The sequence below is a fragment of the Oryzihumus sp. genome, from assembly GCF_054325275.1.
On the sequence record NZ_JBTCWL010000016.1, the window covers coordinates 1 to 23,897 of the forward strand.

The window sequence follows — 23,897 nt, forward strand, 5'->3', positions numbered from 1 at the left end:
CAACCTCGTGGTGCGCGGCGGCAGCGCCGGGACCCGTGGGGGAGCCGAGCTGGTGCAGCTGCAGGCCCAGGGTGAGCCGGGACCGGCGCCGGTGCTCACGGCATACCCCGACGAGCCGGCCGAGGCGGCCGGGGTCGCCGCGGCGGTCAAGGCGCGCATCGGCCAGGGGGTGCCGCCGAGCCAGATCGCGGTGCTGTTCCGCACCAACGCCCAGTCCGAGGCGTTCGAGGCGGCGCTGGCCGACGCCGACGTGCCCTACCTGGTCCGGGGTGGCGACCGGTTCTTCTCCCGGCGCGAGGTGCGAGACGCGGTGCTGCTGCTGCGCGGTGCGGCCCGCTCGGACGACGGCAGCAAGCCGATGCCCGCTGTCGCACGCGACGTGCTCACCGGCGCCGGCTGGAGCGAGCGGCCGCCGAGCAACGGCGGGGCGACCCGCGAGCGGTGGGAGTCGCTGCAGGCGCTCGCCGCCCTGGCCGACGACCTCGCCGCGGCCTCGCCCGAGGCCCGGCTGCCCGAGCTGGTGCGCGAGCTGGAGGAGCGCTCCGCGGCCCAGCACGCCCCCACGGTGCAGGGCGTCACCCTGGCTTCCCTGCACGCGGCCAAGGGCCTGGAGTGGGACGTCGTGTTCCTCGCCGGGTGCAGCGACGGCTTCATCCCCATCTCGATGGCCGAGGGACCCGAGGCGGTCGAGGAAGAGCGTCGCCTGCTGTATGTCGGTCTGACGCGGGCCCGCCGTGAGCTGCGGCTGTCGTGGGCCGGGGCCCGCAACGCCGGCGGCCGGGCCACCCGCCGCCCGTCGCGGTTCCTGGATGGGGCGGCGAGCGTGCTCGGGGAGGGTGCGAGGTCCGCGCCGAAGGCCCAGTCCCGCGCCGGGCGCGGCAAGCAGATGAGCATGGCCGTCCCGGCGAAGTGCCGCGGCTGTGGCACCGACCTGACCAGTGCCGCCGAGCGCAAGGTCGGGCGCTGCGCCGACTGCCCGCCCACCTACGACGAGGCGACCTTCGAGGCGCTGCGCGCCTGGCGCCTTGCGGTGGCCGGGGCCGCCAAGGTGCCGGCCTACGTCGTCTTCACCGACGCCACCCTGACCGCCATCGCCGAGCGCAACCCGTCCTCACCGGCCGAGCTGGCCACCATCGGCGGGGTCGGGGCGCGCAAGCTGGAGCGCTACGGGCCGTCGGTGCTGGCCATCCTGGGTGGTGCCGACCCTCAGGAGACGGCCGAAAACCTTTCGGCCACAAGCGACTCAGCATGATTCACGGGTCTTGTCGAAATTCGGTCAAAGATTTCCGTTAATTCGATTGCAGGGTTTGAGAAGGCTGCCCTAGCCTGATCACTACATCCAGCCCAGCGGAACAGGCTTCCGGCTGGGGTCGACGAGCAACAGATGAGGAGGGTTGGCCTGATGGAGATCACCACGATGACGAACGCGACGCGCATTCACCGCGTCCGCGTCGCATGCCCGCAGGTTGCCCGCACCCTCATCACCACCGCGGATGCCGCGGCTCTGCGTCACGGGACCGCTGTGTCCGCGTTCGGCTTCGGCACGGGCGTCACCGGCGTCGTCGCCACCGCCCCGCAGGCCCGTCCGGCTTTCTACGCGCCGATGCACAAGCTCGTTTCCAAGGATGTCGCTCACTTCCGCACCGGGAGACCACCGGTCTAGCTTCTAGACCAGGTCACCTCCAGGCCGCGGAACCCGACAACCGGGATCCGCGGCCTTTGTGTTATCCGGCGGCCGCCACCAGCAGGAAGACCGCCAGCAGTGAACAAGAGAACAGCGATCCAGGACCCGCCCACCAGGCAGGTCACGGATCACGAGATGACACACACGAGAACACGCCACCTGACCGGTGGAGACGAAGGAGGTGACCCCCCGATGCAGCTCACAGCGCTGATCGACATGCACGAGCAGGCCAACGACTCCGGCAACGCGATCCCGTGTCGGGAGAACGACGCCGAGCTCTGGTTCGCCGAGAGCCCTGCGGATGTCGAGTTCGCGAAGTCCCTGTGCGGGACGTGCCCGGCCAGGGCCCAGTGCCTTGCGGGTGCGCTCGAGCGGCAGGAGCCCTGGGGTGTCTGGGGTGGCGAGCTCTTCGTCCAGGGAGTTGTCGTGGCCCGCAAGCGCCCGCGGGGTCGTCCTCGCAAGCACCCGGTTGCGGCCTGATGTCCTACGTCACCTGGTCGCCGTCGTCCGCCGAGGTCCGGTCCGTCACCGAACCGTCCGGCTGGATCAACAGTCCTGAAATGCTTTTGTTCGCAAGGAGATTCACCATGTTCCAGGTCATGCAGGAAGACCTCGCGCGAGCTCATATGGAGCAGCGCCTGCACGCGGAGCGCAGCCGCGGTGTCCGGAGGGGTGCCCTCCGGATCGCCCAGCAGGCACGCGCTTCGCGCCACCAGAGCCAGTCCCGCTGAGTCGCGGTCCTCGTGACCGCACTCCGGAGCCGGCTCGACCCGGAGGCGGGGACCACCAGGCCCATCAGGGCCGGGGTCCCCGCCTTCGTGGTGTCCCGGGGGTGCGGCCGCCCGCCGGCGCCTAGAGTCGGGGACTGTGAGCCGACTCCACCCCGCTGAGCTGACCACCCGCCGCGAGGACGCCGTCAAGGCCCTGACCCAGCACGACCTCGCCGCCGCCGTCGACCTGGTCGTGTGGGTCGAGCAGGGGACCGACGGACCGGTGGCGCTCGCGGCCAACCACCTCGGCAGGGTCCGGCTGCACGCCGACGGGCGGCACGAGGTCCTCGAGGGCCAGGACCCGGTGCCCAGCGAGGACCCGATGGCGTTCCTGCCCTACCAGCTGGAGTGCGCCAACCCCGGGCCGGCGCGCTCGGTCGACAACGCCTACCCCTACGCGGCCGCGCGCATCCTGTCGCTGTTCGCCGACCCCACGCGCAGCCCCGACCTGGCCATCGTCCACACGCCCCGGCACTGGTTCCCCGACGAGGGCGGGCACCACGGCGAGCACGGCTCCCTGGACGTGATCCAGTCCCGGGCGCCGTTGGTGATGTCCGGCGCCGGCGTCCGGCGGCTGGGCTTCGTCGACGACCATGCGCGGCTCGTCGACGTCGGGCCTACCCTGGCGGCGCTCGCCGGGGTGCCGCAGGACCAGCTGCACGACGCGCACGGCGAGCCGCTCGATGGCGGCGTGCTCACGGCATACCTGGAGGGTGAGCAGCCCCGCGAGCCGGTCGTCGTGGGCATGCTCTGGGACGGCGGGCACTGCGGTGAGCTGCTCGCCATGGCCGAGGCGGGGGAGCTGCCCGGCGTCGCCCGGCTCATCGACGCCGGCCTGGCGCTGCGCGGCGGGGCGGTGGCGCAGTTCCCCAGCATCACCCTCACCAACCACACCTCCATCCTCACCGGCCTCGGCCCGGGGCGGCACGGCGTCCTGGGCAACGTCTTCTACGACCGGGAGACCGGCGAGCGGGTCGTGCCCAACGACGCCTCGACCTGGCACCGCAGCGGCGAGTGGCTGCGCCCGGCGGTGCGGACCGTCTTCGAGATGGTCTCGGAGGTCGTGCCGCCGCGGGACACCCCGCGCACGGCCTGCGTCGACGAGCCGATCGAACGCGGTGCCGACTACTCGACCATGGCGGTGATCCGGGCCAGCGGCAGCGGCAACGGCGCCGCCGGGCTGGGCGAGCTGCTGCCCGACCCCCACGGGTCCGGACACGTGCACGACCGGGCGCACCTCGACGACGGCTACTACTCCTGGGCCACCCAGGTCGACGACGTGGGCCTGCAGCAGATGACTCAGCTGTTCGCCGACCGCGCGGCGGCACCGCGGTTCACCTGGTGGTCCAACGTGGTCACCGATGCCGGGCACCACGCCGGCGGCCCGCGCTCGGAGATCGCCCGCGCCTCGCTGCGCGACGCCGACGCCCGGCTGCGGGCGTTCCTGGCCCACCTCGACGCGCTGGGTATGACCGACGACGTGACGTTCGTGCTGACCGCCGACCACGGGTTCGAGGCCGCCGACGAGGCGGTGACCGGGTCGTGGCGCCAGGCCCTGGACGACCTCGGCTTTCCCTACCGCGACGAAGGCCCCGGCTTCGTCTACCTGATGGCCGAGGAGGGCCCCGACCACTCCTGACGGGTCAGCCGGTAGAGCACGTGCCGGCGCAGCGGGTGCCCGGTCGGCAGCGACGGGTGGTCGAAATCCTCGGCCGGGTCGTGGCTCATCCCCAACCTGGCCATCACGGCCCGGGAGCGCGCGTTGCCGACCGCAGTGAACGAGACGACCTCGGCCAGCCCGAGCGTGCCGAACCCCACCCGCAGCGCCGCCCGCGCGGCCTCGGTGGCGTAGCCGTGGCCCCAGGCGTCCCGGGCCAGGCGCCAGCCCACCTCGGTGCAGGGCGTGAAGGCGGCCCGGAACGAGGGGTTGGCCAGGCCGGCGTACCCGATGAACTCGCCGGTGGCCTTGACCTCCAGCGCCCACAGGCCGTGGTCCTGCTCCTCCAGCCGGGCGGCGATCCGGTCCGCGAAGGCGTCCGACTCCTCCCGTGTCAGCGTGGCGGGGAAGTACTCCATCACCTCGGGGTCGGCGTTGAGCGCGGCGAACGGCTCGAGGTCGGCCTCCTGCCAGCCGCGCAGCAGCAGCCGTGGGGTCCGGACCGTGGTCACCGAGGTCATCCCGGCACCGTACCCGGCCCGTCCTGCGCCGAGAGGGACGCTCCTCGGGTCTGCGCGGACGGCACACCCCGAGGAACGTCCCTCTCGGTCGAACCTCTCGGTGGAACAGGGAAGGGACGCGTCAGTGGTGGTGGCTGCCGTGGTGGTCGGTCCGCGGGTCGGTGCCGTCCCCGCAGTCGGGCCCGGCCGGTGGGAGCTCGCGCACGTCCGCCCGGGGCACGAGCCCGGTGAGCGGCCGGGTCCCCAGGGTGCGGACCCGCAGGGCGCCACCGGAGCCGACCCCGAGCACGACGGCCTGCGTGCCCGGTGCCAGGTGGCCCGCGCCGAAGCGTGGGGCACACGTCGGCGCCGGCCCGACCAGGTGCACGACACCGCGCAGGTGGAAGTCGTCCACCCAGCCGCGGGCCGGGATGCCGTCGAGGGACTGCACCTCCTGCCACTGCCCGTCGGAGGCGACCACCCGTGCCAGCGTCCCGTCGGGCACGGAGGCGACGGTGCGGGTGCCCTGCACCGTGGCGCTCAGCGCGACGGCCGGCTCGGCGACCTCGCCGTGGTCGTCCCGCCCGCTCACCAGCACCAGGCGCCCGTCCCCGGCCGGGGGAGCAACCCGGTCCGCGGCGCGGCCGGGGCTGTGCGGCGCGGCCGCGCCGCACCCGGTGAGGGACAGGGCCGCTGCCGCGACCCCCGCCGCGACGAGCGCGCGGAGGGGGAGGCGGACGGTGCGGGGCACGGCATACCTCACGGGCACGTCGCGGGGTTGGCGGCGCCCTTGGTGACGTTGGCGGAGATGGTGTTGCACCAGGCGCCGCCGTCGCCGCTGCGGTGGAACACCTTGTCGTACTGCGTCGAGGAAAGGGTCCACGAGTAGGTGTCGTAGACGGTCTCCGTGCCGCCCGAGACCGACAGGAAGCGGGCCGACTCGGCGCCGGTGTTGTTGAGGTAGCTCGTGCCCACGTCCATGACGTAGCGGCCGCCGGCCGGGATCACCGTGCCGGCCGGGATGGCCTTGGGCGAGCCGCCACCGCCGGCGACGTCGTCGACGAAGTAGCCGCTGACGTCCACGCTGCTGGTGGTCGGGTTGTAGAGCTCGATCCACTCGGTGCCGGTGCCCGAAGGCGCCATGAGGACCTCGTTGACCTTGACCTTGGTCGGGTCGCCGGTCGTGCCGCCACTGCCGGAGTCGCCGGTGACGTAGGTCTTCGTGCCGCCGTCGTAGTCCACGGTGTAGCCCGCGCCGGCGTTGCTCGTGGCCAGGTGCACGGTGCCGTTGTGGTTGAACGTGCCGCTGTAGTCGATCGCCGCGCCGGTGGTGTCCGTGGTGTCGCACGGGTCGTTGGCCAGGAAGATGTCGGCGCCGATGGAGCGGTAGTTGTTCAGCGTCGCGTTGCCGGGGTGGCCGTAGGAGTTCGCACCGCAGGAGATGAACGTCGTCCGCGGGGTGAGCGCCTGCAGGTACTTCAGCGACGAGGAGTGCGCCGAGCCGTGGTGGTTGGCTCGCACCGTGTCGACGTCGCCGATCTTGGGCGCGAGGCCGGCCTCGATGTCGTTGTAGGTGTAGCCGTTCGCGCTGGTGGAGTACTCACCGTCGCTGTCGCCGGCGGTGGCGTACTTGTACGGCCCGTAGGCGAACCGCACCGCGATCGAGTAGTCGTTCTCGCTGGGCGGCGTGGCGTCGGCGGTGTGGTCGCCGCTGACCGGGGTGACACCGTCGGCCTGCTTGGTGCCGTAGGCGTTGGCGTTGAGGATCGAGGCCGTGGCGCCACCACCCATGTCGATCGTCGGCCACGGGCCGGGGTTGGTCAGCCGCAGCACCTTGCCGTTGATGTTGGCCCGGTCCGCCTGCCCGGCCGGCCCGTACAGCCAGCAGATCCACCGGGTCGCGGTGGTTGACGTGGTGCCGGCGTTGTGCCACGCGGTCTCGTTCGCCGGGGCGGTCGAGGTGCCCACCTCGCAGGACCCGTCACCGTTGGCGTCGTTCCAGACCCCGCCGTCGTGGTCGATGAGCTCGCCGACCTCGAAGCCCAGGCCGCCGCTGCCGGTCGGCGCCAGCAGCTGCCAGATCCCGTTGCCGTAGGACTGGGTGTCGTTGGGGTTGCCCGAGTAGCCGATGTGGTCAAGGTGCTGATGCGAGGCCATCACGTAGTCCAGGTGCACCGGGCCGGAGGCGATCCCGCAGATGCTGCGGATCTGCGCGGCCACCCTGGTTGCGTTGGTGCTGGTGCCGGTGGAGTTCCAGGCCGTCTCGCCGAGGTCGATGAGCATGGTCTTGCCGGTCGGCCCGACGATGAGCTGGGAGTCGCCCTGCTCGACGTCGAACCAGTAGACGTTGAGCTCGCCCTGGCGCCAGGTCCCGGATGTGGAGCAGGACGGGGCGGCGGCCTCGGCGCTGGGTGCGAGCGCGGCGCCGGTGGTGCTGATGAGGGCGGCCGCGAGCAGCGACAGGCCCATGCGGAGACGACTCATGGTCGTGCGGCTCCCGGGGGGAAGGAGGGGTGGGGGTGGCCGGTGGGCCGCACGCATCGTGGTCGAAAGTTCGGTAAGCCGGGTCCCCGCTGCGGGTCAATTTCCGGTTCTTCGCGCAACGCTCACCGGCGGGCCCCCGGCCGCCGCCGGGTGTTCACCGGCGCGGGGTGGCGCCGCTCACCCGGGGTGCGCCGGGGTGACACTGGAGCCATGAGCGAGGACGCCGAGCCGATGGTGTGCGCCACCTGCGGCCGTATGCCGGAGGAGGAGTCCGCGGCGCGGCTCACCTGGGCACGCGGCCGGGAGGGCGACCGGGTGGTGTGGACCTGCGCGGAGTGCAGCCGTCGGCACCTGCGCAGCATCGAGGGCAAGCTCGACTCCGCTTGGTGGTGAGCCACCGAGGGAGAAGCCTCGACAGCTGGTGAGCCCCCCCGGGCGCCGCCGCGGCACGTGGTGAGGTGCGTCAGTCGTCGCCGAGGGGCGGCAGGTGCGCCTCGGGCAGCCAGTGGTCCAGCGTGGCCCGACCGGCGACCTCGCCGTTGATCTGGCACAGCACGCCGATCCCGCCCATCCAGACGCGGTGGATGAGCAGGTAGGCCGGCGGCAGGTTGAGCTTCATGCCGACGGTGAACTGGGGCCGGCGCGGGTCGTTGATGTACTGGAAGAGCCCGCGCAGCCAGGGCCGGCTGAAGGTGAAGGTGTCGGTGCGCAGCGGGGCGATGAACGGCTCGAGGTACTCCAGCAGGGCCTCGGCGTCGATCTCGATGGTCGACTTGACGAACCCGGTCTCGCGCAGCCCGCGCAGCACCGCCTCGGCGTCGCCGTCGAGCGCGTCGCAGAGCAGCTCGCCCATCTCCGGGGGCAGCCCGTCGGGCAGGTGGTTGACCGCGCCGAAGTCGATGATGCCGAGCCGGCCGTCCGGCAGCAGGCGGAAGTTGCCCGGGTGCGGGTCGGCGTGCAGCAGCCCCGCGCGCTGCGGCCCGGCGAGCAGGAACTCCAGGTAGAGCTGGGCGGCGGCGTCGCGCTGCTCCGGCGTGCCCTCGCTGATGATCCGGGACAGCGGCACGCCCTCGATCCACTCGCTGACGATGACGTGCTCGGAGTGGAACACCACGTCGGGGATCGCGTACTCCGCGTCGTCCCGGAAGGCCTTGGCGAACTGCGCCTGCGATGCCGCCTCGAGGCTGTAGTCGAGCTCCTCGGAGACGCGCTGCTTGAGCTCGTCCATGATCGGCTTGATGTCCAGGCCGGGGATCCAGCTGCCGGCCACGCGCGCGACCCGGGACACCTGGTTGAGGTCGCTGATGAGCGCCGGGCCGGCGCCGGGGTACTGCACCTTGACGGCGACGTCGCGCCCGTCCTTCCACACCGCCCGGTGCACCTGACCGATCGAGGCGGCCGCGGCAGGGGTGTCGTCGAAGGACTCGAACCGGCTGCGCCAGCGCGGCCCCATCTCCTTGGCCAGCACGCCGTGCACCACCGAGGCCGGCATCGGCGGGGCGGCGTCCTGCAGCCTGGTCAGGGTCGCGCGGTAGGGGCCGGCCATGTCCTCGGGCATCGCCGCCTCGAAGATCGACAGCGCCTGCCCGAACTTCATCGCCCCGCCCTTGAGCTCGCCGAGCACCTTGAACAGCTGCTCCGCGGTGCGGGCCTGCACCTCGGCGGTCACCAGCTCGGCGGGTCGGCCACCGACCCGCTTGCCGAAGCCGATCGCGGTGCGCCCTGCGAATCCCAGCGGCAGCGTGGCGAGCTTCGCTGTCCGGGTCACGGCCTTGCGGGGGAGATCGCTCACCCTGCCATTGTCACCCGGCGCCCGGAGTGCTCGCCTCCACCCCATCCCGATGCGCCTGCACGGCCCCGCACCCGCACCGTGGGTGGGCGCTCCAGCGGCGGTGCACGACGGTGGGCCAGGGCAGGCTCAGCTCGAGGGAGACGCCGCGCGGCACGGCCCCCGCGTCGAGGTGGCTGTGCACGACGAGGGCTGCCAGCCCGGCGGCGGTGGCGGTGACGCCGGTGGCCGCCTCGACCGGCCGGGGTCGGCCCACCGGCTGCGGCGGGGTGAGCTGGGCCAGCAGCCGCGGCCACTGCGGGTCTCGGTCGCTGCGGTCCAGGTCGCAGCACTGCAGGCAGGGGCCGCCCGGGCCGGCCACGAGGGGGCCGACCAGCACGCGGTGGCCCTGGGCGACCACGGGGAGGTGCGGTATGCCGTGCCGCAGCCATGGCGCGCCGGCCCCGGGGTCCAGTGCGCCGGAACCGAGCAGCACGACGAGGTCTGGCCGGTCCGAGCCGCTGACCACGGCGCCGGACCGGCCGGTGGCGCAGGACCGTCCCTCGGTGACGGGCCGTCCCGCGGCCCGCAGGCCCAGCTCGAGGGCGTCCAGGGCGGCCGCACCCGTCTCCACCCGGCCGATCCCGGCCCGGCGCAGCAGGAGCGCCAGGGACCGGGCCAGGGTGCCGTCGCCGCCGACCAGGACGTGCTGGCCCCGCCGGTCCGCGAGGGCGCCCCACCCGTCACCGACGCCGGGGTGGACGGCGGCCAGCGTGTCGGCGTCGGGGCCGAGGGCGGCCCACCGCGCCGCGCCGAGCGTGCTGAGGCAGGCGCGGTCGGTAGGTTGCTCGACGAGGAGGTCGAGGTCGCGCAGGGTGTCCAGCAACGCCTCCACCCGCTGCGGCGGGATGCCCGCGGCGGAGGCCTCGGCATACAGCAGGGCGTGCCCGGTGGTGCCGTCGAGCCGCTCCAGCCACCGCACCTCGGCCTCGGTCAGGCCCTCGAGGACGGCGCCGGCGGGTGGGGCCAGGCCGAGCTGGACGGTGCCGGGGGCCCGCAGCAGCGGGCGGGCGTGGGACTTCAGGCGGGGGCGGCTCATCGGACCTCCACGGGCGGGACGGCGTCGGACGGTTCCCGACGATGCCAACCTTCAGTGGTGGCAAACGGAGGTTTCCACAGCCAAACGACTGAAATGAGTATCCGCACGGGTGGGGCCGCCGGCCCCGGACATGCCGGCGGGCGGGACCGAGCCGATGCTCGTGGTCCCGCCCGCGGGCGAAGCTACCTGGGGGGCGCTCAGGCCTTGCCGAGGATGCGGTTGAGGTTGGTGCCACACACGGGGCACTTGCCCTTGGCCATGCGGCGGCCGTTCGTCTCGACGACGTTGCCCTCCGCCTCCCGCTTCTCCTTGCACTTGACGCAGTAGAACTCGCCCTTGTAGGTCTCGCCGGTCTCAGCCATGACTGAATGTCTCCTTGTAAGTTCCTGGCCGCTCTGTACGGCGCCGGACTGCGGCCACCCTAGACCAGCCTGAGCACGGAGTCCGGCATTGAGGGGTGTTTCCACGCACGAACCGCCGCCTCACTACCCTCGGCGCATGAGCGAGCAGAGCTGGTGGGAGCGCCCCTACGAGGACCTGCGGGTCGAGTGCCGTGAAGCCTCGGGGCGGCACGTCGCCGTCGTCACCTTCGACCTGCCCCAGCGGCGCAACTCCATGAGCGAGGCGATGACCGCCTCGTGGGTGCGCCTCGTGGCTGCCCTGCGCGAGGCCCCCGACCTCGCCGCCGTCGTGGTCACGGGGGAGGGCAGCGCCTTCAACGCCGGCGGCGACCTGTCCTGGATCGTCTCCGAGCCCGACGCCCAGGTGGCCGACCTGCGCCGGCGCATGCTGGCCTTCTACCGTTCCTGGCTGTCCATCAAGACGCTCGAGGTGCCGGTGATCGCCGCGGTCAACGGCCACGCGATCGGGGCCGGGTTCGCGCTCGCGCTCGCCTGCGACATCCGCTACGTCGCCGAGACGGCGCGCCTGGGGGTGCCGTTCACCAGCCTGGGCCTGCACCCCGGCATGGCGACCACCTGGTCGCTGCCGAACGTGGCCGGTGCGGCGGTCGCGCGCGACCTGCTCCTGACCGGACGGATCGTCACCGGCGCCGAGGCGGTCGGCCTGGGCCTGGCCTCCCTGGCCGTCCCCGCGGACGAGGTCCTGGACCGGGCGGTGGAGGCGGCCGAGCGCGTGGCCGCGGCGGCGCCCATCGCGACGCGGCTGACCGTGACGGCCCTGCGCGACGGCGGGCACGCGAGCTATGAGGACGCGCTGCAGTGGGAGGGCCTGGCGCAGGCGGTCACCCTCGCCACCGAGGACCTGCACGAGGGGATCGCGGCGGCCGCCGCCAAGCGGGCGCCGACCTTCCACGGTCGCTGAGCCGTCGCTGAGCCGTCGCCGGACCCCGCTGCGGACGGCAGTCGGCTGGACATCTCGGGAGGAAACCCCCGAGTGCTCGGGTTTTCGTGCTCGTGTGACTTATGTTCACCTCATGGGGATGGACGAGGTGGAGGTCCGGCGCAGTCGTCGACGGCGCCGCACCGTCAGCGCCTACCGCGAGGACGGCCGCACGGTCGTGCTCATCCCCGCACGCTTCAGCGCCGCCGAGGAACGACAGTGGGTGGCCACCATGGTCGGCCGTCTCGAGGCCGGCGACCGCCGGCGCAGCCCCAGCGACGAGCAACTGACGCGGCGCGCGGCCGAGCTCGCCCAGCGCTACCTGGGTGGCCTGGCCAAGCCCACGAGCATCACTTGGGTGGGCAACCAGAACAGCCGCTGGGGGTCGTGCACGCCGGCCGACGGCTCGATCCGCATCTCCAGCCGGCTCAAGGGCATGCCCTCGTGGGTGCTGGACTACGTGATCCTGCACGAGCTGGCGCACCTGCTGCAGCCCGGGCACGGGCGGGAGTTCTGGTCGATGCTCAAGGCCTACCCGCGCACCGACCGCGCCCGCGGCTACCTCGAGGGCGTCGCGGCCGCGGCCGGGCTGGCGCTCGACGCCGAGGACGACGTCGAGACCGACGTCAGCTGACCGGCAGGGCGGCCCGCGCCGCCGCGATGAGCCGGGGCAGCTCCGCCCCGGCGTCCGCGGGCAGCGCGTCGACCGGCCACCAGCGCACGTCGAGGGACTCCGCGCTCACCTCGTGGCCGCCGTCGCGCTCGGCCACCGCGGCGAACCGCAGGTCAAGGTGCTCCCGGCAGCGGCCGAACGAGCCGACCAGGGCGTGCCGGTCCAGGTCCACCAGCGAGGGGTGCACCTCGAGGCCGGGCAGCCCGGACTCCTCCCGGGCCTCGCGGGTGGCCGCGGCGAGCACGGAGGCGTCGCCGGGCTCGTAGTGGCCACCAAACTGGAACCACTGGCGCGCCTTGCTGTGCAGCGTCAGCAGCACGTGCCCACCGGCGGGGTCGAGCACGAGGCAGCTGGCCGTCAGGTGCGCCGGCGGGCCCTGCTTGGCCATGGCGTCGGGGTGGGCGCGCAGGTGCGCGAGGAAGCCCTCGCGCCGCGCTTCCTGCCCCGGGGTCGGGGCGGTCCAGCCCTCCAGCAGCGAGGTCGCGTCCGCGTGCAGCCGCCGGTATGCCGGGTCCAGGCCGCCGCTCACCGGTCCTCTCCCGCGGGGCCCGCTGCCGGGCCGCCGGTGCCGCCCTCGCGCAGCATTGCCTCGAGCGCGGCGTCCATGTCGTCGCCCTCGCCGTGCGAGCGGGAGCGCTCGACGAACCCCAGCGGGTCGTCAAGGTCGGCCGCGGTCGGCGCCACGTCGGGGTGGGCCCACGCGGCGTCGCGGGCGGCGACACCCCCGCTGGCCTCCAGTGCGGCCCACAGGTTGGCCGCGTCGCGCAGCCGGCGGGGTCGCAGCTCCAGGCCGACCAGCTGGCTGAACAGCCGCTCCGCGGGGCCACCGGAGGCCCGGCGGCGGCGTACCGACTCCACCAGCGCGGCGGCGTGGGGCAGGTGAGGCCGGGTTGCCTGCTCGGTGACCACGTCGACCCAGCCCTCGACCAGGGCCAGGTAGGTCTCAAGGCGGGTCAGCGCCGCCTGCTGGGCAGCGCTCGGCTCGGGGGAGAACAGCCGCGAGCCCAGGGCCTCCTGCATCGCCTCGGGGTCGGAGGGGTCGATCTGCTGCATGGCCTCTTCGATGCCGGCCATGTCGAAGCTGATGTCGCGGGCGTAGGCCTGCACGGCCTCCACCAGCTGGGAGGCCAACCACGGCACCTCGGCGAACAGGCGCACGCGGGCGGCCTCGCGCACGGCGAGGTAGATCCGCACCTCGGACTCCTCGACCTCCAGGCCCTCGGCGAACGCGGCGATGTTGGCCGGCAGCAGGGCGATGGCCTGACCGGGGACGAGCGGGAGCCCGACCTCGTTGGCGGTGAGCAGGTCACCGGCCAGCGCGCCGATCGCCTGCCCCGCCTGGGCGCTGAACATCGAGCTGCTCATGCGGGTGAGCATCGGCTCCATCTGGCCGAGCATCGCGGAGGGGTCCATGCCCGGCGGCAGGCCTGGCACGGTCCCGCCGGCCTCGCCGAGCTGGCTGCGCATCGCCTGGACGATGGCGTTGCTGACGCCGGCGGCGACCGGCTCGACCAGGCGCTGCCACACCGGCATCGTCTGCTCGACCCACTCTGCCCGGCTCCAGGCGCGGGCGACCGTGCTGGTGGCGGCGAAGTCGGTCACCGGGTCGAGCCACAGCTCGGCCACCGAGGTGGCCTCCTCGACCTGGCGCCGGGCGACCTCGCCGACGGTGGCGTCACCGGCCGCGGACACGGTCTGCCGGGCGATGTTGGTGGCCATCGCCGGGTCGAACGGGTCCGAGCTCCCGCCGGAGAACATGGCCTTCACCTGAGCGGTGAGCATGCCCATCGTGGCGGGGTCGAGCTTGTCGATGCCCATGGCGGACAAGGCCTGCTGCAGCTGGGGGTTGTCCGGGTTGGACAGGAACGACTGGAGCATCTGCTCCAGGTCCGGCTCGCCGTGGGGCTCCTCGGGATCGGGCTCGTGTGACGGGACAGGGGGATTGGACACGCGGGGCTCCTTGGCCTCCTGAGAGGATGTGGCTTCCTTCAGATAACCATGCGGAGGCCACAGTGAGTTCCCCCCGGGGCAGGGTTCGCTCTCGGCGCAAGGCATTGACCGTCGCGGTGGCCGGTGCCGCCTCGCCCGTCGGCGAGCAGGTGGTGCGCGCGTTCACCGCGCCCCCGCCCGACGGGCAGGCCCCGACGTTCGGCAAGGTCGTCGCCCTCGACGCCGAGCGCGGGGCGGCCGACGCCCACTGGCGGCTCGTCGACCTGGTCTCCCCGGCGCTGGCCAAGGCCCTGCGCGGGGTCGACGCCGTCGTGCACGTCGCTGCGAGCACCGACCTGGCCGCCGACCTCACGGTCTCGCCGCGGACCCGGCGTGAGCGTGCCGTGCTCCAGGTGCAGACGCTGGTCACCGCGGCCGCTGCCGCCGGCGTCGCCCACCTGGTCGTGGTCACCAGCGCGATGAGCTACGGCGCCTCCCCGTCCAACCCGGTCCCGCTGGAGGAGGACGCCCCGCTGTCGGCGCAGCCCGACGAGGGCCTGGTCGGCGACCTGCTGGCCGTCGAGCACGTGCTGGAGACCGCGCGCACTGTCCACCCGGGGCTGACCGTGACCGTGGTGCGACCGGCCGCACTGGTCGGCCCCGGCATCGACACGGTCCTGACCCGCCACTTCGAGGCGCCCCGGCTCCTCACGGTCAAGAGCGGCCGGCCGGCGTGGCAGTTCTGCCACGTCGAGGACCTGGCCCGCGCACTCACCGTCGTCGTCGAGCAGCGCCTCGCCCCCGTGGTCACGGTCGGCTGTGCCGGCACGCTGACCCAGGAGGAGGTCGAGCAGGTCTCCGGGATGCGCCGGGTCGAGCTGAGCGACGCGGTCGCCCTCGGCACAGCCGAGCGGCTGCACCGGGTGGGTGTCCTGCCCACTCCCGCGAGCGACCTGGCCTACGCCATCTACCCTTGGGCCGTCTCGTCGGCGACCCTGACCGCTGCGGGGTGGGAGCCGACGCGTGACAACGCGGCCTGCCTCGCGGAGCTGGTGCACAGCATCAGGGGGCATCATGCGGTGGCGGCCCGGCGGATCGACCGCAAGGACGCCGCCCTGGGGGCGGCCAGCGCCGCCGTGGCCCTGGTGGGAACCGCGGCGATCATGCGGCGTCGACGTCGCAAGGGAGGTGGAGCGTGAGCAGGGTCGTCAGTGGTGAGCCGGTCGGCGCGGCCGTGACGCTGGCGGACGTGCGCGAGCAGGCGCTGTCCGTCGACGAGGCGCTCACCGCGGTGCGTCACCCGCACGCCGGGGGAGTCGCCACCTTCGTCGGGGTGGTCCGTGACCACGACCATGGCCACGACGTGGCATCGCTCGACTACTCCGCCCACCCCACGGCTGCCCAGGTGCTGCGCGGCGTCGCGGAGGACGTGGCCGCGCGCCACGACGTGGTCCGCGTGGCCGCGGTGCACCGCATCGGTCACCTCGAGGTCGGCGACCTCGCCGTCGTGGTGGCCGTGAGCGCCGCCCACCGTGGTGCCGCGCTGGAGGCCTGCCGCGACCTCATCGACACGCTCAAGGAGACGGTCCCGATCTGGAAGCACCAGCTGTTCGCCGATGGTGCCGACGAGTGGGTGGGCTTGCCGTGAGCGTCGCTCCCGAGCCCGGCTCCCGCCCCGCCCACACCGGGATCAGCCGCCGCACCGCCGGCTGGCTGGTCGCGGCCTTCCTCGTCCTCACGCTCGGCGCCGTCGCGAGCCTGGTGCACCTGCCCTACGCGATCCTCAAGCCCGGGCCGGCCTTCAACACCCTGGGCCGGGCCACCGACGGCAGGGACCTGATCTCGGTCAAGGACCGGGGCACCTTCCCGACCAGCGGGGCGCTCGACTTCACGACCGTGTCCGTCTACGGCGGGCCGGGCAACCCGGTCAACGCCTGGGACGTCCTCATCGGCTGGCTGGACCGCTCCAGCGCGGTCCTGCCCGAGCAGGAGATCTTCCCCAAGGGCCAGACGAGCAAGCAGATCGAGTCGCAGAACCTGGCCGACATGACCGACTCCCAGCAGGTCGCCGTGGCGGTGGCCCTGCGCAACCTCGGGCTGACCGTGCCGCAGGTGGTCGGCGTGGCCCAGGTCCAGCCCGGCTCCCCGGCGGCCGCGCAGCTGCGCACCGGCGACAAGCTGCTCACCGTCGACGGGGTCAAGGTCACCGACGGCGCCGGCATCCGCGAGGCCATCCAGAAGCACAAACCGGGTGAGTCCGTCCGGCTCACCGTGCGGCGCCGCAGCGAGGTGCTCACCCTGGACGTGCCGACCAAGGCCGCCGGGGGTCGCACCGTCCTCGGGATCGTCCTGCAGACGACCTTCGACCTGCCGGTGAACGTCGTCATCGACGCCGGTGACGTGGGCGGGCCGTCGGCCGGTCTGATGTTCTCCCTCGGCGTCTACGACAAGCTCAGCCCCGGGGCGCTGACCGGCGGCCAGCAGATCGCCGGCACCGGCACCCTGGCCCCCGACGGCCAGGTGGGCCCGATCGGGGGGATCGCCCAGAAGATGGTCGGGGCCCGCCGCGACGGCGCGCGCTGGTTCCTCGCCCCGGCCGACAACTGCAACGAGGTCGTCGGGCACGTCCCCGACGGGCTCACGGTGGTGCGGGTCGGGACGTTCGGCCAGGCGCGCGACGCCGTGGAGTCGATCGCCGCGCACCAGACCGGCAGCCTGCCGCACTGCACGGCGACCGCTGCCGCGCGCTGAGACACCCGGCATGCCGGGGGAGCGGGTCAGTCCTCCAGCGAGGCGGCGAGGGCGTGCACCAGCCCGGGCGCGATGTCCGAGCCCATGGCGACCTTGTCGTCGGAGTCGTGCTCGCGCTGGCGCAGCAGGCAGGTGGACTCCCCGTCCCGCAGCACGGCGACGAGCAGGCGCACGTCCTTGCGCTCGGGGTGGGCGGCCAGGGCCTCGGTGGCCTGCTCGGGGTTGTCTGGCAGGTCGCGCTCGGCCTCCGGCGGCACGACGATCCGCTCCACGGCCAGGGCCACGCCGTCGACCTCCTCGGGCCAGGCGAGCCGGCCGAGCAGGGACTCCAGCGACGAGGTGTGGGGCAGGTTCTCCTGCTCGATGGCGGTGTAGCCGTCGGGGTCGTCGCCCTCCGGGACCTGGCCGCGCAGGTGCGGCTCGCGGGCCAGCAGGTCCTGGGTGCGCACCAGGGCGAACAGGCGCGGCGGCTGGTCCCACCCGGCGGAGGCCACGTGGCGCTCCGTCTCCACGGCCGAGGTCACGAGCGGGCTGAACACCGGTTGGAAGGCACTGGTCACGCGTCCATCGTCGCGCATGGGCCGCCGGGACGTGGATCGCGGGGTGGCACGGGGCGAACGGCCCGGGAACCGGTGGCGTCCTGAGTAAGTTGGACTCATGTCGGGCACGCGCGCACGAGCGCGGCCCCGGGTGAGATGGGCGTGCTGGTGAGTCATCGAGAATGGTTCGACCGCGGCGACGACGGTGGTTCGGGGGGGTCCGGGCGTCCGGCGGCGCCGCCTTTCCGGGTGCGCCGTCCGGGCCCGCTGGGCCCCACCCTGGCGATCCTCGTCGCCCTCGTCGTGCTCGTGCTCCTGGCCTCGCAGCTGTGGACCGAGGTGCTCTGGTTCGACAGCATCGGCTTCGAGCGGGTCTTCACCACCGAGCTGACCACCAAGATCCTGCTGTTCGTCGGGGGTGGCCTGGTGACCGCCGGGCTGGTCGCCTCCAGCCTGGTCATCGCCTACCGGCAGCGGCCGGTCTACGCCCCGGTCTCCCCGGAGCAGCAGAACCTCGACCACTACCGGGAGATGCTCGACCCGGTGCGCAAGCTGGGCACGATCGGCATCCCGGTGGTGCTGGGCCTGTTCGCCGGGTCCGCGGCCGCGTCGATGTGGCAGACCTGGCTGCTGTGGGCCAACCGCGTGCCGTTCGGCAAGAAGGACGCCCAGTTCGGCCTGGACATCGGCTTCTTCGTCTTCACCCTGCCGTGGCTGCGCTTCCTCATCGGCTTCCTGACCATGGCGCTCGTGCTCGCCACGGCCGCCGCCGCGCTGACGCACTACGTCTACGGCGGGCTGCGGCTGCAGGGCCGCGGGGAGCGCACGACCACCGCCGCGCGGATCCACCTGTCGCTGCTGCTCGCCGCGCTGGTCCTGGTGCGCGCCGCGAGCTACTGGCTGGACCGCTACTCGCTGACCACCCAGGACTCCCGGCTGATCACCGGCATCACCTACACCGACGCCCACGCCGTCATGCCGACCAAGGCGATCCTGGCGGTGGCGGCCCTGATGTGCGCGGCGCTGTTCGTGGCGACGATCTGGACCAAGTCGTGGCGGCTGCCACTGGTCGGCGTCTCGCTGCTCGTGGTGTGCGCCGTGGTCGTCGGCGGCATCTACCCGGCGCTGGTGCAGAGCCTGAAGGTCAACCCGTCCCAGAAGTCCCTCGAGGCGCCCTACATCCAGCGCAACATCAAGGCCACCCGGGATGCCTTCGGGCTGACCTCGGCGCAGGTGCAGCCCTACCAGGCGCAGACGACGGTCTCCCAGGGGCAGCTGCGCAACGACGCCGACACCATCCCCGGCATCCGCCTGGTCGACCCGGCCATGGTGTCCCCGACGTTCAAGCAGCTGCAGGCGGTCAAGTCCTACTACCAGTTCCCGGACGCCCTCGACGTCGACCGCTACACCGTCAACGGCAAGCTCAACGACACGGTGATCGCGGTCCGTGAGCTCGACCTGGCCGGGGTGCCGGACTCCCAGCGCGGCTGGGTCAACGACCACACCGTCTACACGCACGGCTTCGGCGTGGTCGCCGCCTACGGCAACAAGCGCGGCGACGACGGCCAGCCGGTCTTCTTCGAGCAGAACATCCCGCCGAGCGGGGCGCTGGGCAGCTTCGAACCCCGGGTCTACTTCGGGGAGTCCTCGCCGGACTACTCGATCGTCGGCGGCCCGGCCAACGGGCCCAAGCGCGAGCTCGACTACCCCGACTCCAGCGCCAACGGCCAGCAGAACACCACCTACTCCGGCAAGGGCGGCGTGGCGATCGGCTCGTTCCTGCGCCAGGCGGCCTACGCGATCAAGTACCGCGAGCTGAAGATCATGCTCTCGGACACGGTCAACAGCCAGTCGCGCATCCTCGACGACCGCACCCCGCGCGAGCGGGTGCAGAAGGTCGCCCCGTGGCTGACCCTCGACGGCAACCCCTACCCCGCGGTCATCGACGGACGGATCCAGTGGATCGTCGACGGCTACACCACCTCGAGCAACTACCCCTACTCGCGGCTGCAGTCCATCGACAACGCCACCTCCGACTCGCTGACCTCGCGCTCGACCAGCGTCACCGCGCTGGAGCAGGGGCAGGTCAACTACATCCGCAACTCGGTCAAGGCCACCGTCGACGCGTATGACGGGTCGGTCCACCTCTACGCGTGGGACAACCAGGACCCGCTGCTCAAGGCGTGGTCCAGGGCTTTCCCGGGGACGATCGAGCCGATGAGCGCCATCAGCGGATCGCTCATGGCGCACCTGCGCTACCCCGAGGACCTGTTCAAGGTGCAGCGCCTGATGCTCGCCCGCTACCACGTCACCGACGCCGGCTCGTTCTACGGTGGCCAGGACTTCTGGCGGGTGCCGTCAGACCCGACGCAGGAGCAGAAGGTCGTCGACCAGCCGCCGTACTACCTCAGCGTGGCGATGCCCGGGCAGAGCTCGCCGGCGTTCTCGCTGACGACGACGTTCATGCCGCAGGGTGACCGGCAGGTCCTCGCCGGGTTCATGGCGGTCGACTCCGACGCCGGGAGCACCGCGGGCCAGCGGCGCGCCGGCTATGGCGCGATGCGGCTGCTGGAGCTTCCGCGGGACACCACGGTGCGCGGACCGGGGCAGGTGCAGAACGACATCGAGTCCTCCAACATCGGCTCGCCGCGGTTCACCCAGACGCTGTCGCAGTTCCTGTCGCTCAACCGGCAGGGCGGCTCCCACGTCGACCTGGGCAACCTTCTGACCTTGCCCGTCGGTGGCGGCCTGCTCTACGTCGAGCCGATCTACGTCAGCGGCACCGCCGGCTCGTCCTACCCACTGTCGCGGGTCGTCGTGGTCGCGTTCGGGGACAAGCTGGCCTGGTCGGACACCCTCACCGGCGCACTCGACGGCCTCTTCGGCGGCAACGCCGGTGCCGTGGCCGGCGACTCCGGGTCTGGTGGGACCACGCCGCCCCCGAGCACCGGTTCCACCGGGACGGGCAGCACCGGGTCCTCGACCGCGCTGGCCAAGGCGCTCGCCGACGCCCAAACCGCGTATGCCGCGGGCCAGGACGCGCTCAAGAAGGGCGACTTCGCGGCATACGGGCAGGCGCAGAAGGACCTGCAGGACGCGATCTCGCGCGCTGTCGCCGCCCAGCCCAAGGGCGGGTCAATCACGGTGACCCCGTCCCCGTCGCCGTCAGCCACGGCCAAGCCCTCCGGGACGGCCACGGGCACCGGCTGAGCAGGCGATTTGCCCCGGCCGCACCGCCTCGCGTAATGTTCAGTTCACCGACGCGGGGTGGAGCAGCTCGGTAGCTCGCCGGGCTCATAACCCGGAGGTCGCAGGTTCAAATCCTGCCCCCGCTACCAAACGCGTCAGCGACAGAAGGCCCGGTCCAGGACATGTGGACCGGGCCTTCTGCTGTTCCGAGGCGGATGTTGCTGTGTGATCCAGGTCAGGTCGACCTTCTGGGAGGCAACAGTGCCCCCGAGCGGCTGCTCCGGGGCACTTTTGCGCGTCCGTATCTGGTTCTGGGGTACGCCGAACTGCATGAGGGCTGAACGGTGACTGGGGCGGTGAGCGGCTCGTCAGGAGCTCGGCGCTGTCGCCGCCACGGCGAGGGGGCACCCTGACGGGTCCGCACCAGGGTGCGGCGCCCATCCGGCGGTGAAGAGGGCAACGTGCGCGGCTTCGACGACACCATCCGGCGGCTGGCCACCGAGCCCCTAGACCGGGACAACATCGCTACGGTGACTGATGTGGGTGGCCTTAACGGATCAGTCCTGAGATGAGGTTGACCGAACCGGCCACGATGACGACGTGGCGACGGCTTGGTCGCGGCATTGCCGCCGAGGAGGCGCACGTAGCACCTGGGTGGCCCAGCCGCCGGTCAGCGCTCGCGGACTCGGCGCATTGAGGTTGCACCGCGCGCGATCTTCTGAGCGGTGCGTTGGCAAGTTATGTGGCGTCCGAGCTGTTGACAGCCGGTGTTCGCCGGATGGGGCGTCGCTGATGGCTACGCAACGTCTCAGCCCAGGAGAGCAGAGCCAGCTGACCTGACCTCAACGGCTCAACGGGCGCCGGCCCGCGGCACGTCCGCCGAGCGGACGTCGCTCTGCGAAGGAAGGACCCGTCGTCAGAGGATGCGGAAGACTCGCTGGTGCGGAGCAGTCACCGGCTAGCTCTTCCGGTCGTGGGCGAGGTTTGCCTCAAACACGCCGCCCCCTTACATGGGTAACGTGGGCACTTCGGTTCTCGCTTGGCCCGTGGCCCCGCCGCGCGATCTTGCGCAGGCCACGCCGCGGGAACGGATCTTCCCCGCAGGCTTGGAGGTGCGCTCTGTGCAACTACCGTCACACCTGAATGTCTCCGCACGACCTGACCTTCGTCGCGCCGGGTTCGCGGCCACCCTCGCCATCGTCGCCTTCGCGACCCTGGCCACGTTCAGCCAGCCACACTCGCCGAAGGTCGGACCCAAGCTGCTGGCGTTCGGTGGCGCCGCCGTCTTCGCCGTCGTTGCTGCCGTCGCGGTCCGCAGCGCGGCGAACGAGATGGCGCGAGTTGTCGCCCTGCGAGCGGCTCCCGGAACCGCGTCCAACCTGAGGCTGGGACTGACGGTTGCGGGATACGTGGTCATCACCGTGGCGACGTTGAGCCTCCTGCAGGTGCCGGTCCAAAAGCTGTTGCTGTCCGGAGCGATCACCGGTGTGGTCATTGGTATCGCGGCCCAGCAGGCTCTGGCCAACCTGTTCGCGGGACTGATCCTGCTGACCTCCAGGCCCTTCGATGTCGGCCAGTGGATCGTGCTGCGCTCGGGCGCCTTGGGCGGCGAGTACGCCGGCGAGGTCATTGGCATTGGCCTGACGTACACCGAACTTCTCACCGACGAGGGAAAGTTCTCCCTGCCCAACGGCGGCGTGCTCGCAGCCGCGACCGGGCCGCGCCAGCGGCCGTCGAGCAACAACGCCGACCAAGGTGGCGGAACTCTGATCACCGCACGTGACAAGTTCCGCGCCTGAGACCGGCGCCCTAAGCACAAGGCGGCCTGGGCCGGGAACGGTCCCACGCGGCCTTAGGCAGGCTCACGACCGGGGGCTGGGATCCACGCCCAGGTGAGTTGATCGGCTGTGCGTGGCACGACTCCCCACGTGTCCGCCAATGCCAGCTCACCGCCGCTTGGTCCCCCCACCAGCCGCTGCACCGGGACGCGGGGCTTGCACACGCGGATGGTCCAGTCAAGATGGACGTGGCAGCGGCGGTGGCGCCAGGTGAGGGCGTTGACCGTGAATGGGGCAGCGGGCAGGTCGCACCGACCGGTAGAGGTCGCAAGGTGCGGGGACGGATCGCCAGAGCAGTTGCTGCGGAGCGCCGGGCACCCCCGTCGCTGAAGACCGGTCTTGTCCGCGGACCCACGCGCTGCCGACACCCTCCCCGTCCGCCCGGTGCGGCCTGCCAGAATCCCCTCGTCTCCGCCCCGCCTGCCGAACGAGGTCGTGCCCATGAGCGCCCGGGTCGCCCGCATCCGCGTCTACCGCGTCGACGTGCCCCTGCTTCGTCCGTTCGTCACCGCGGTGCGGCGCACCGACCACGTGCCGGGGGTGCTGGTGGAGGTGGTCGACTCCGACGGGCGCAGCGGGTGGGGCGAGGCCGCCGCCAGCTGGCGGGTCACCGGGGAGAGCCCGGCGGGCGTCGCCGCCGCGGTGCACGGACCCGTGCGCGACGCCGTCGTCGGCCTGCCGGTGGACGAGCCGCAGGTTTGGGGGCTGGCCGTGCGTGGCAGCGTCGTGGGTAACGCGGCCGCACGCTCGGCCGTCGACTGCGCGCTGTGGGACCTCGCCGCGCAGGAGGCAGGGGAACCGCTCGCGGTCCGTCTCGGTGGAGCGGCCGTCGACCTCGAGACCGACATGACGCTGTCGGCCGGAGCGCCGGAGGAGCTGCTGGTCCGCGCGCGCGAGCATGTCGGCGAGGGGTTCAGGACCATCAAGGTCAAGGTCAGCGGCGCCGAGTCCGACGCGGGGGCGCTGGTGCTGCTGCGGCGCGAGCTCGGCGACGACGTGGTGCTGCGCGTCGACGCCAACCAGGCGTGGGGTGTCGAGCAGGCCGTGGCCACGATCCGCGGCTGGGAACGGGCCGGGGTGGGGCTTCAGCTGGTCGAGCAGCCGGTCGCGGCGGGGGACATCGAGGGCCTGGCCGCGGTGCGGGCCGCCGTCGACACCCGCGTCCTTGCCGACGAGTCGGTATGGGACACCCGCGACCTGCGGGAGGTGCTGCGCGCCCGGGCTGCCGACGACGTGAACCTCAAGCTGGCCAAGACCGGGGGCCTCACCGAGGCTCTGGCGATGGTCGCGCTCGCCCGCGAGGCCGGGCTCGGCGTGGTCGTCGGCTGCATGATGGAGAGCCACGTCGCTGTTGGGGCGTCGGCGGCTCTGGCCTCGACGCTCGAGGGAGCCACCACGACGGCGCAGGACCTCGACGCGGGGCTGTGGCTGTCCGCCTCACCCGTTGCCGGCGGCCTGGCCTACCGGGGTCCGGTCCTGGAGGCGATGACCGCAGCGGGCCTGGGCATCCGCGGCCTGGCCTCCGGCACCCCAGCCAGCGAGCTCGCCGGCTGACCGCTGCTTTTCCGCTGACGTCGTGGCGCGGTCCAAGCGCGCGACGCGGCGCTGCGGCGCGGCGCTCAGGAGGGTCAGTGCGCTGGGGCGGGGAACGCGGGCCGGGAGTCGCGGGGCACCC

The 23,897-nt window shown here is 72.7% G+C and carries 23 protein-coding genes and 1 tRNA gene; 15 read left to right on the top strand and 9 right to left on the bottom strand.

Annotation, left to right across the window (positions count from 1 at the left end; translation table 11 throughout):
* The 5 genes from ACXVGS_RS05900 to ACXVGS_RS05920 all read left to right on the top strand — a co-directional run.
* Window positions 1-1,252: 3'-5' exonuclease (locus ACXVGS_RS05900; protein ID WP_458536735.1), on the top strand; the 1,252-nt coding region annotated here is incomplete at its 5' end.
* Between the two features lie 150 nt (window positions 1,253-1,402).
* Window positions 1,403-1,663: a hypothetical protein gene (locus ACXVGS_RS05905; protein ID WP_141789228.1), complete on the top strand. Its 261-nt coding sequence runs from the start codon at window positions 1,403-1,405 to the stop codon at window positions 1,661-1,663.
* A gap of 213 nt (window positions 1,664-1,876) precedes the next feature.
* The gene (locus ACXVGS_RS05910) at window positions 1,877-2,164 is read left to right on the top strand and encodes a WhiB family transcriptional regulator (RefSeq protein ID WP_331111158.1); all 288 of its coding nucleotides are present in this window, start codon (window positions 1,877-1,879) and stop codon (window positions 2,162-2,164) included.
* Complete coding sequence (locus ACXVGS_RS05915; protein WP_141789226.1) at window positions 2,164-2,415, top strand: hypothetical protein; 252 nt, start codon at window positions 2,164-2,166, stop codon at window positions 2,413-2,415. Before ACXVGS_RS05910 ends, ACXVGS_RS05915 begins: the two co-directional genes overlap by 1 nt.
* Window positions 2,416-2,551: 136 nt before the next feature.
* The gene (locus tag ACXVGS_RS05920; protein ID WP_458528776.1) at window positions 2,552-4,093 is read left to right on the top strand and encodes an alkaline phosphatase family protein; all 1,542 of its coding nucleotides are present in this window, start codon (window positions 2,552-2,554) and stop codon (window positions 4,091-4,093) included.
* Here ACXVGS_RS05920 and ACXVGS_RS05925 read toward each other — a convergent pair.
* The 3 genes from ACXVGS_RS05925 to ACXVGS_RS05935 all read right to left on the bottom strand — a co-directional run bounded on the left by ACXVGS_RS05925 (window position 4,057) and on the right by ACXVGS_RS05935 (window position 7,095).
* Window positions 4,057-4,632: a GNAT family N-acetyltransferase gene (locus ACXVGS_RS05925; protein ID WP_458528777.1), complete on the bottom strand. Its 576-nt coding sequence runs from the start codon at window positions 4,630-4,632 to the stop codon at window positions 4,057-4,059. The genes ACXVGS_RS05920 and ACXVGS_RS05925 overlap by 37 nt on opposite strands.
* Window positions 4,633-4,753: 121 nt before the next feature.
* A complete protein-coding gene (locus tag ACXVGS_RS05930) occupies window positions 4,754-5,362 on the bottom strand; it encodes a hypothetical protein (RefSeq protein WP_458528778.1) in 609 nt (202 codons plus the stop codon).
* Window positions 5,363-5,370: 8 nt separating this feature from the next.
* Window positions 5,371-7,095, bottom strand: coding sequence for a lamin tail domain-containing protein (locus ACXVGS_RS05935; RefSeq protein WP_458534598.1), 1,725 nt, complete (start codon window positions 7,093-7,095; stop codon window positions 5,371-5,373).
* 210 nt (window positions 7,096-7,305) lie between these two features.
* On the opposite strand from ACXVGS_RS05935, the gene ACXVGS_RS05940 reads away from it, so the two are divergent.
* Window positions 7,306-7,488 carry a hypothetical protein gene (locus ACXVGS_RS05940; RefSeq protein ID WP_458528780.1) on the top strand — a complete coding sequence of 61 codons (183 nt, stop codon included), beginning with the start codon at window positions 7,306-7,308 and terminating at the stop codon, window positions 7,486-7,488.
* 70 nt (window positions 7,489-7,558) lie between these two features.
* On the opposite strand, the gene ACXVGS_RS05945 is transcribed toward ACXVGS_RS05940, so the two are convergent.
* The 3 genes from ACXVGS_RS05945 to ACXVGS_RS05955 form a co-directional block, all read right to left on the bottom strand.
* On the bottom strand, window positions 7,559-8,887 hold the full coding sequence (locus ACXVGS_RS05945; protein WP_458528781.1) for an ABC1 kinase family protein: 1,329 nt from the start codon (window positions 8,885-8,887) through the stop codon (window positions 7,559-7,561).
* Between the two features lie 10 nt (window positions 8,888-8,897).
* Window positions 8,898-9,962 carry a hypothetical protein gene (locus tag ACXVGS_RS05950; protein WP_458536736.1) on the bottom strand — a complete coding sequence of 355 codons (1,065 nt, stop codon included), beginning with the start codon at window positions 9,960-9,962 and terminating at the stop codon, window positions 8,898-8,900.
* Between the two features lie 197 nt (window positions 9,963-10,159).
* Complete coding sequence (locus tag ACXVGS_RS05955) at window positions 10,160-10,324, bottom strand: DUF5679 domain-containing protein (protein ID WP_141789218.1); 165 nt, start codon at window positions 10,322-10,324, stop codon at window positions 10,160-10,162.
* Window positions 10,325-10,460: 136 nt separating this feature from the next.
* Between ACXVGS_RS05955 and ACXVGS_RS05960 the strand changes: the two genes are divergently transcribed.
* Together ACXVGS_RS05960 and ACXVGS_RS05965 are read left to right on the top strand one after the other, a co-directional pair.
* Entirely contained in the window at window positions 10,461-11,285 is an 825-nt protein-coding gene (locus ACXVGS_RS05960) for an enoyl-CoA hydratase/isomerase family protein (RefSeq protein WP_458534600.1), read from the top strand.
* Between the two features lie 112 nt (window positions 11,286-11,397).
* A complete protein-coding gene (locus tag ACXVGS_RS05965; protein ID WP_458528784.1) occupies window positions 11,398-11,937 on the top strand; it encodes a M48 metallopeptidase family protein in 540 nt (179 codons plus the stop codon).
* Here the strand turns inward: ACXVGS_RS05965 and ACXVGS_RS05970 are convergent.
* Both ACXVGS_RS05970 and ACXVGS_RS05975 read right to left on the bottom strand, forming a co-directional pair.
* Window positions 11,930-12,505: an NUDIX hydrolase gene (locus tag ACXVGS_RS05970; RefSeq protein ID WP_458528785.1), complete on the bottom strand. Its 576-nt coding sequence runs from the start codon at window positions 12,503-12,505 to the stop codon at window positions 11,930-11,932. The two genes, ACXVGS_RS05965 and ACXVGS_RS05970, sit on opposite strands and share 8 nt — an antisense overlap.
* On the bottom strand, window positions 12,502-13,926 hold the full coding sequence (locus tag ACXVGS_RS05975) for a zinc-dependent metalloprotease (protein ID WP_458531374.1): 1,425 nt from the start codon (window positions 13,924-13,926) through the stop codon (window positions 12,502-12,504). The genes ACXVGS_RS05970 and ACXVGS_RS05975 overlap by 4 nt, the downstream gene beginning before the upstream one ends.
* Before the next feature lie 116 nt (window positions 13,927-14,042).
* Between ACXVGS_RS05975 and ACXVGS_RS05980 the strand changes: the two genes are divergently transcribed.
* From ACXVGS_RS05980 to ACXVGS_RS05990, 3 genes are read left to right on the top strand one after another with little or no spacing between them, the layout of a single operon-like run.
* On the top strand, window positions 14,043-15,104 hold the full coding sequence (locus ACXVGS_RS05980; RefSeq protein WP_458536737.1) for an NAD-dependent epimerase/dehydratase family protein: 1,062 nt from the start codon (window positions 14,043-14,045) through the stop codon (window positions 15,102-15,104).
* Window positions 15,101-15,553 (top strand): molybdenum cofactor biosynthesis protein MoaE, encoded by a 453-nt coding sequence (locus ACXVGS_RS05985; protein WP_458528788.1) that lies wholly within the window; start codon window positions 15,101-15,103, stop codon window positions 15,551-15,553. Before ACXVGS_RS05980 ends, ACXVGS_RS05985 begins: the two co-directional genes overlap by 4 nt.
* Entirely contained in the window at window positions 15,550-16,656 is a 1,107-nt protein-coding gene (locus ACXVGS_RS05990) for a YlbL family protein (RefSeq protein WP_458531376.1), read from the top strand. The genes ACXVGS_RS05985 and ACXVGS_RS05990 overlap by 4 nt, the downstream gene beginning before the upstream one ends.
* Before the next feature lie 26 nt (window positions 16,657-16,682).
* Here the strand turns inward: ACXVGS_RS05990 and ACXVGS_RS05995 are convergent, their stop codons facing one another.
* Window positions 16,683-17,234 (bottom strand): PPA1309 family protein, encoded by a 552-nt coding sequence (locus ACXVGS_RS05995; RefSeq protein ID WP_141789213.1) that lies wholly within the window; start codon window positions 17,232-17,234, stop codon window positions 16,683-16,685.
* Between the two features lie 210 nt (window positions 17,235-17,444).
* Here ACXVGS_RS05995 and ACXVGS_RS06000 point away from each other — a divergent pair, with 210 nt between their 5' ends.
* The 4 genes from ACXVGS_RS06000 to ACXVGS_RS06015 all read left to right on the top strand — a co-directional run bounded on the left by ACXVGS_RS06000 (window position 17,445) and on the right by ACXVGS_RS06015 (window position 23,776).
* Window positions 17,445-20,405 carry a UPF0182 family membrane protein gene (locus tag ACXVGS_RS06000; protein WP_458531378.1) on the top strand — a complete coding sequence of 987 codons (2,961 nt, stop codon included), beginning with the start codon at window positions 17,445-17,447 and terminating at the stop codon, window positions 20,403-20,405.
* A 51-nt stretch (window positions 20,406-20,456) separates the two neighbouring features.
* A tRNA-Met gene (locus ACXVGS_RS06005) sits at window positions 20,457-20,533 on the top strand.
* Between the two features lie 897 nt (window positions 20,534-21,430).
* Window positions 21,431-22,183, top strand: a complete 753-nt coding sequence (locus ACXVGS_RS06010; RefSeq protein ID WP_458529466.1) for a mechanosensitive ion channel family protein — start codon at window positions 21,431-21,433, stop codon at window positions 22,181-22,183.
* Window positions 22,184-22,663: 480 nt separating this feature from the next.
* Window positions 22,664-23,776, top strand: coding sequence for a dipeptide epimerase (locus tag ACXVGS_RS06015; protein WP_458529465.1), 1,113 nt, complete (start codon window positions 22,664-22,666; stop codon window positions 23,774-23,776).
* The last annotated feature ends 121 nt before the right edge of the window (window positions 23,777-23,897 follow it).

Coding starts and splice junctions, on each gene's coding strand:
- ACXVGS_RS05905 (WP_141789228.1), top strand. CDS start 1,403: ATGGAGATCACCACGATGACGAACGCGACGCGCATTCACCGCGTCCGC.
- ACXVGS_RS05955 (WP_141789218.1), bottom strand. CDS start 10,324: ATGGCTGAGACCGGCGAGACCTACAAGGGCGAGTTCTACTGCGTCAAG.
- ACXVGS_RS05940 (WP_458528780.1), top strand. CDS start 7,306: ATGAGCGAGGACGCCGAGCCGATGGTGTGCGCCACCTGCGGCCGTATG.
- ACXVGS_RS05910 (WP_331111158.1), top strand. CDS start 1,877: ATGCAGCTCACAGCGCTGATCGACATGCACGAGCAGGCCAACGACTCC.
- ACXVGS_RS05960 (WP_458534600.1), top strand. CDS start 10,461: ATGAGCGAGCAGAGCTGGTGGGAGCGCCCCTACGAGGACCTGCGGGTC.
- ACXVGS_RS06015 (WP_458529465.1), top strand. CDS start 22,664: ATGAGCGCCCGGGTCGCCCGCATCCGCGTCTACCGCGTCGACGTGCCC.
- ACXVGS_RS05935 (WP_458534598.1), bottom strand. CDS start 7,095: ATGAGTCGTCTCCGCATGGGCCTGTCGCTGCTCGCGGCCGCCCTCATC.
- ACXVGS_RS05950 (WP_458536736.1), bottom strand. CDS start 9,962: ATGAGCCGCCCCCGCCTGAAGTCCCACGCCCGCCCGCTGCTGCGGGCC.
- ACXVGS_RS05965 (WP_458528784.1), top strand. CDS start 11,398: ATGGGGATGGACGAGGTGGAGGTCCGGCGCAGTCGTCGACGGCGCCGC.
- ACXVGS_RS05925 (WP_458528777.1), bottom strand. CDS start 4,632: ATGACCTCGGTGACCACGGTCCGGACCCCACGGCTGCTGCTGCGCGGC.
- ACXVGS_RS05995 (WP_141789213.1), bottom strand. CDS start 17,234: ATGCGCGACGATGGACGCGTGACCAGTGCCTTCCAACCGGTGTTCAGC.
- ACXVGS_RS05915 (WP_141789226.1), top strand. CDS start 2,164: ATGTCCTACGTCACCTGGTCGCCGTCGTCCGCCGAGGTCCGGTCCGTC.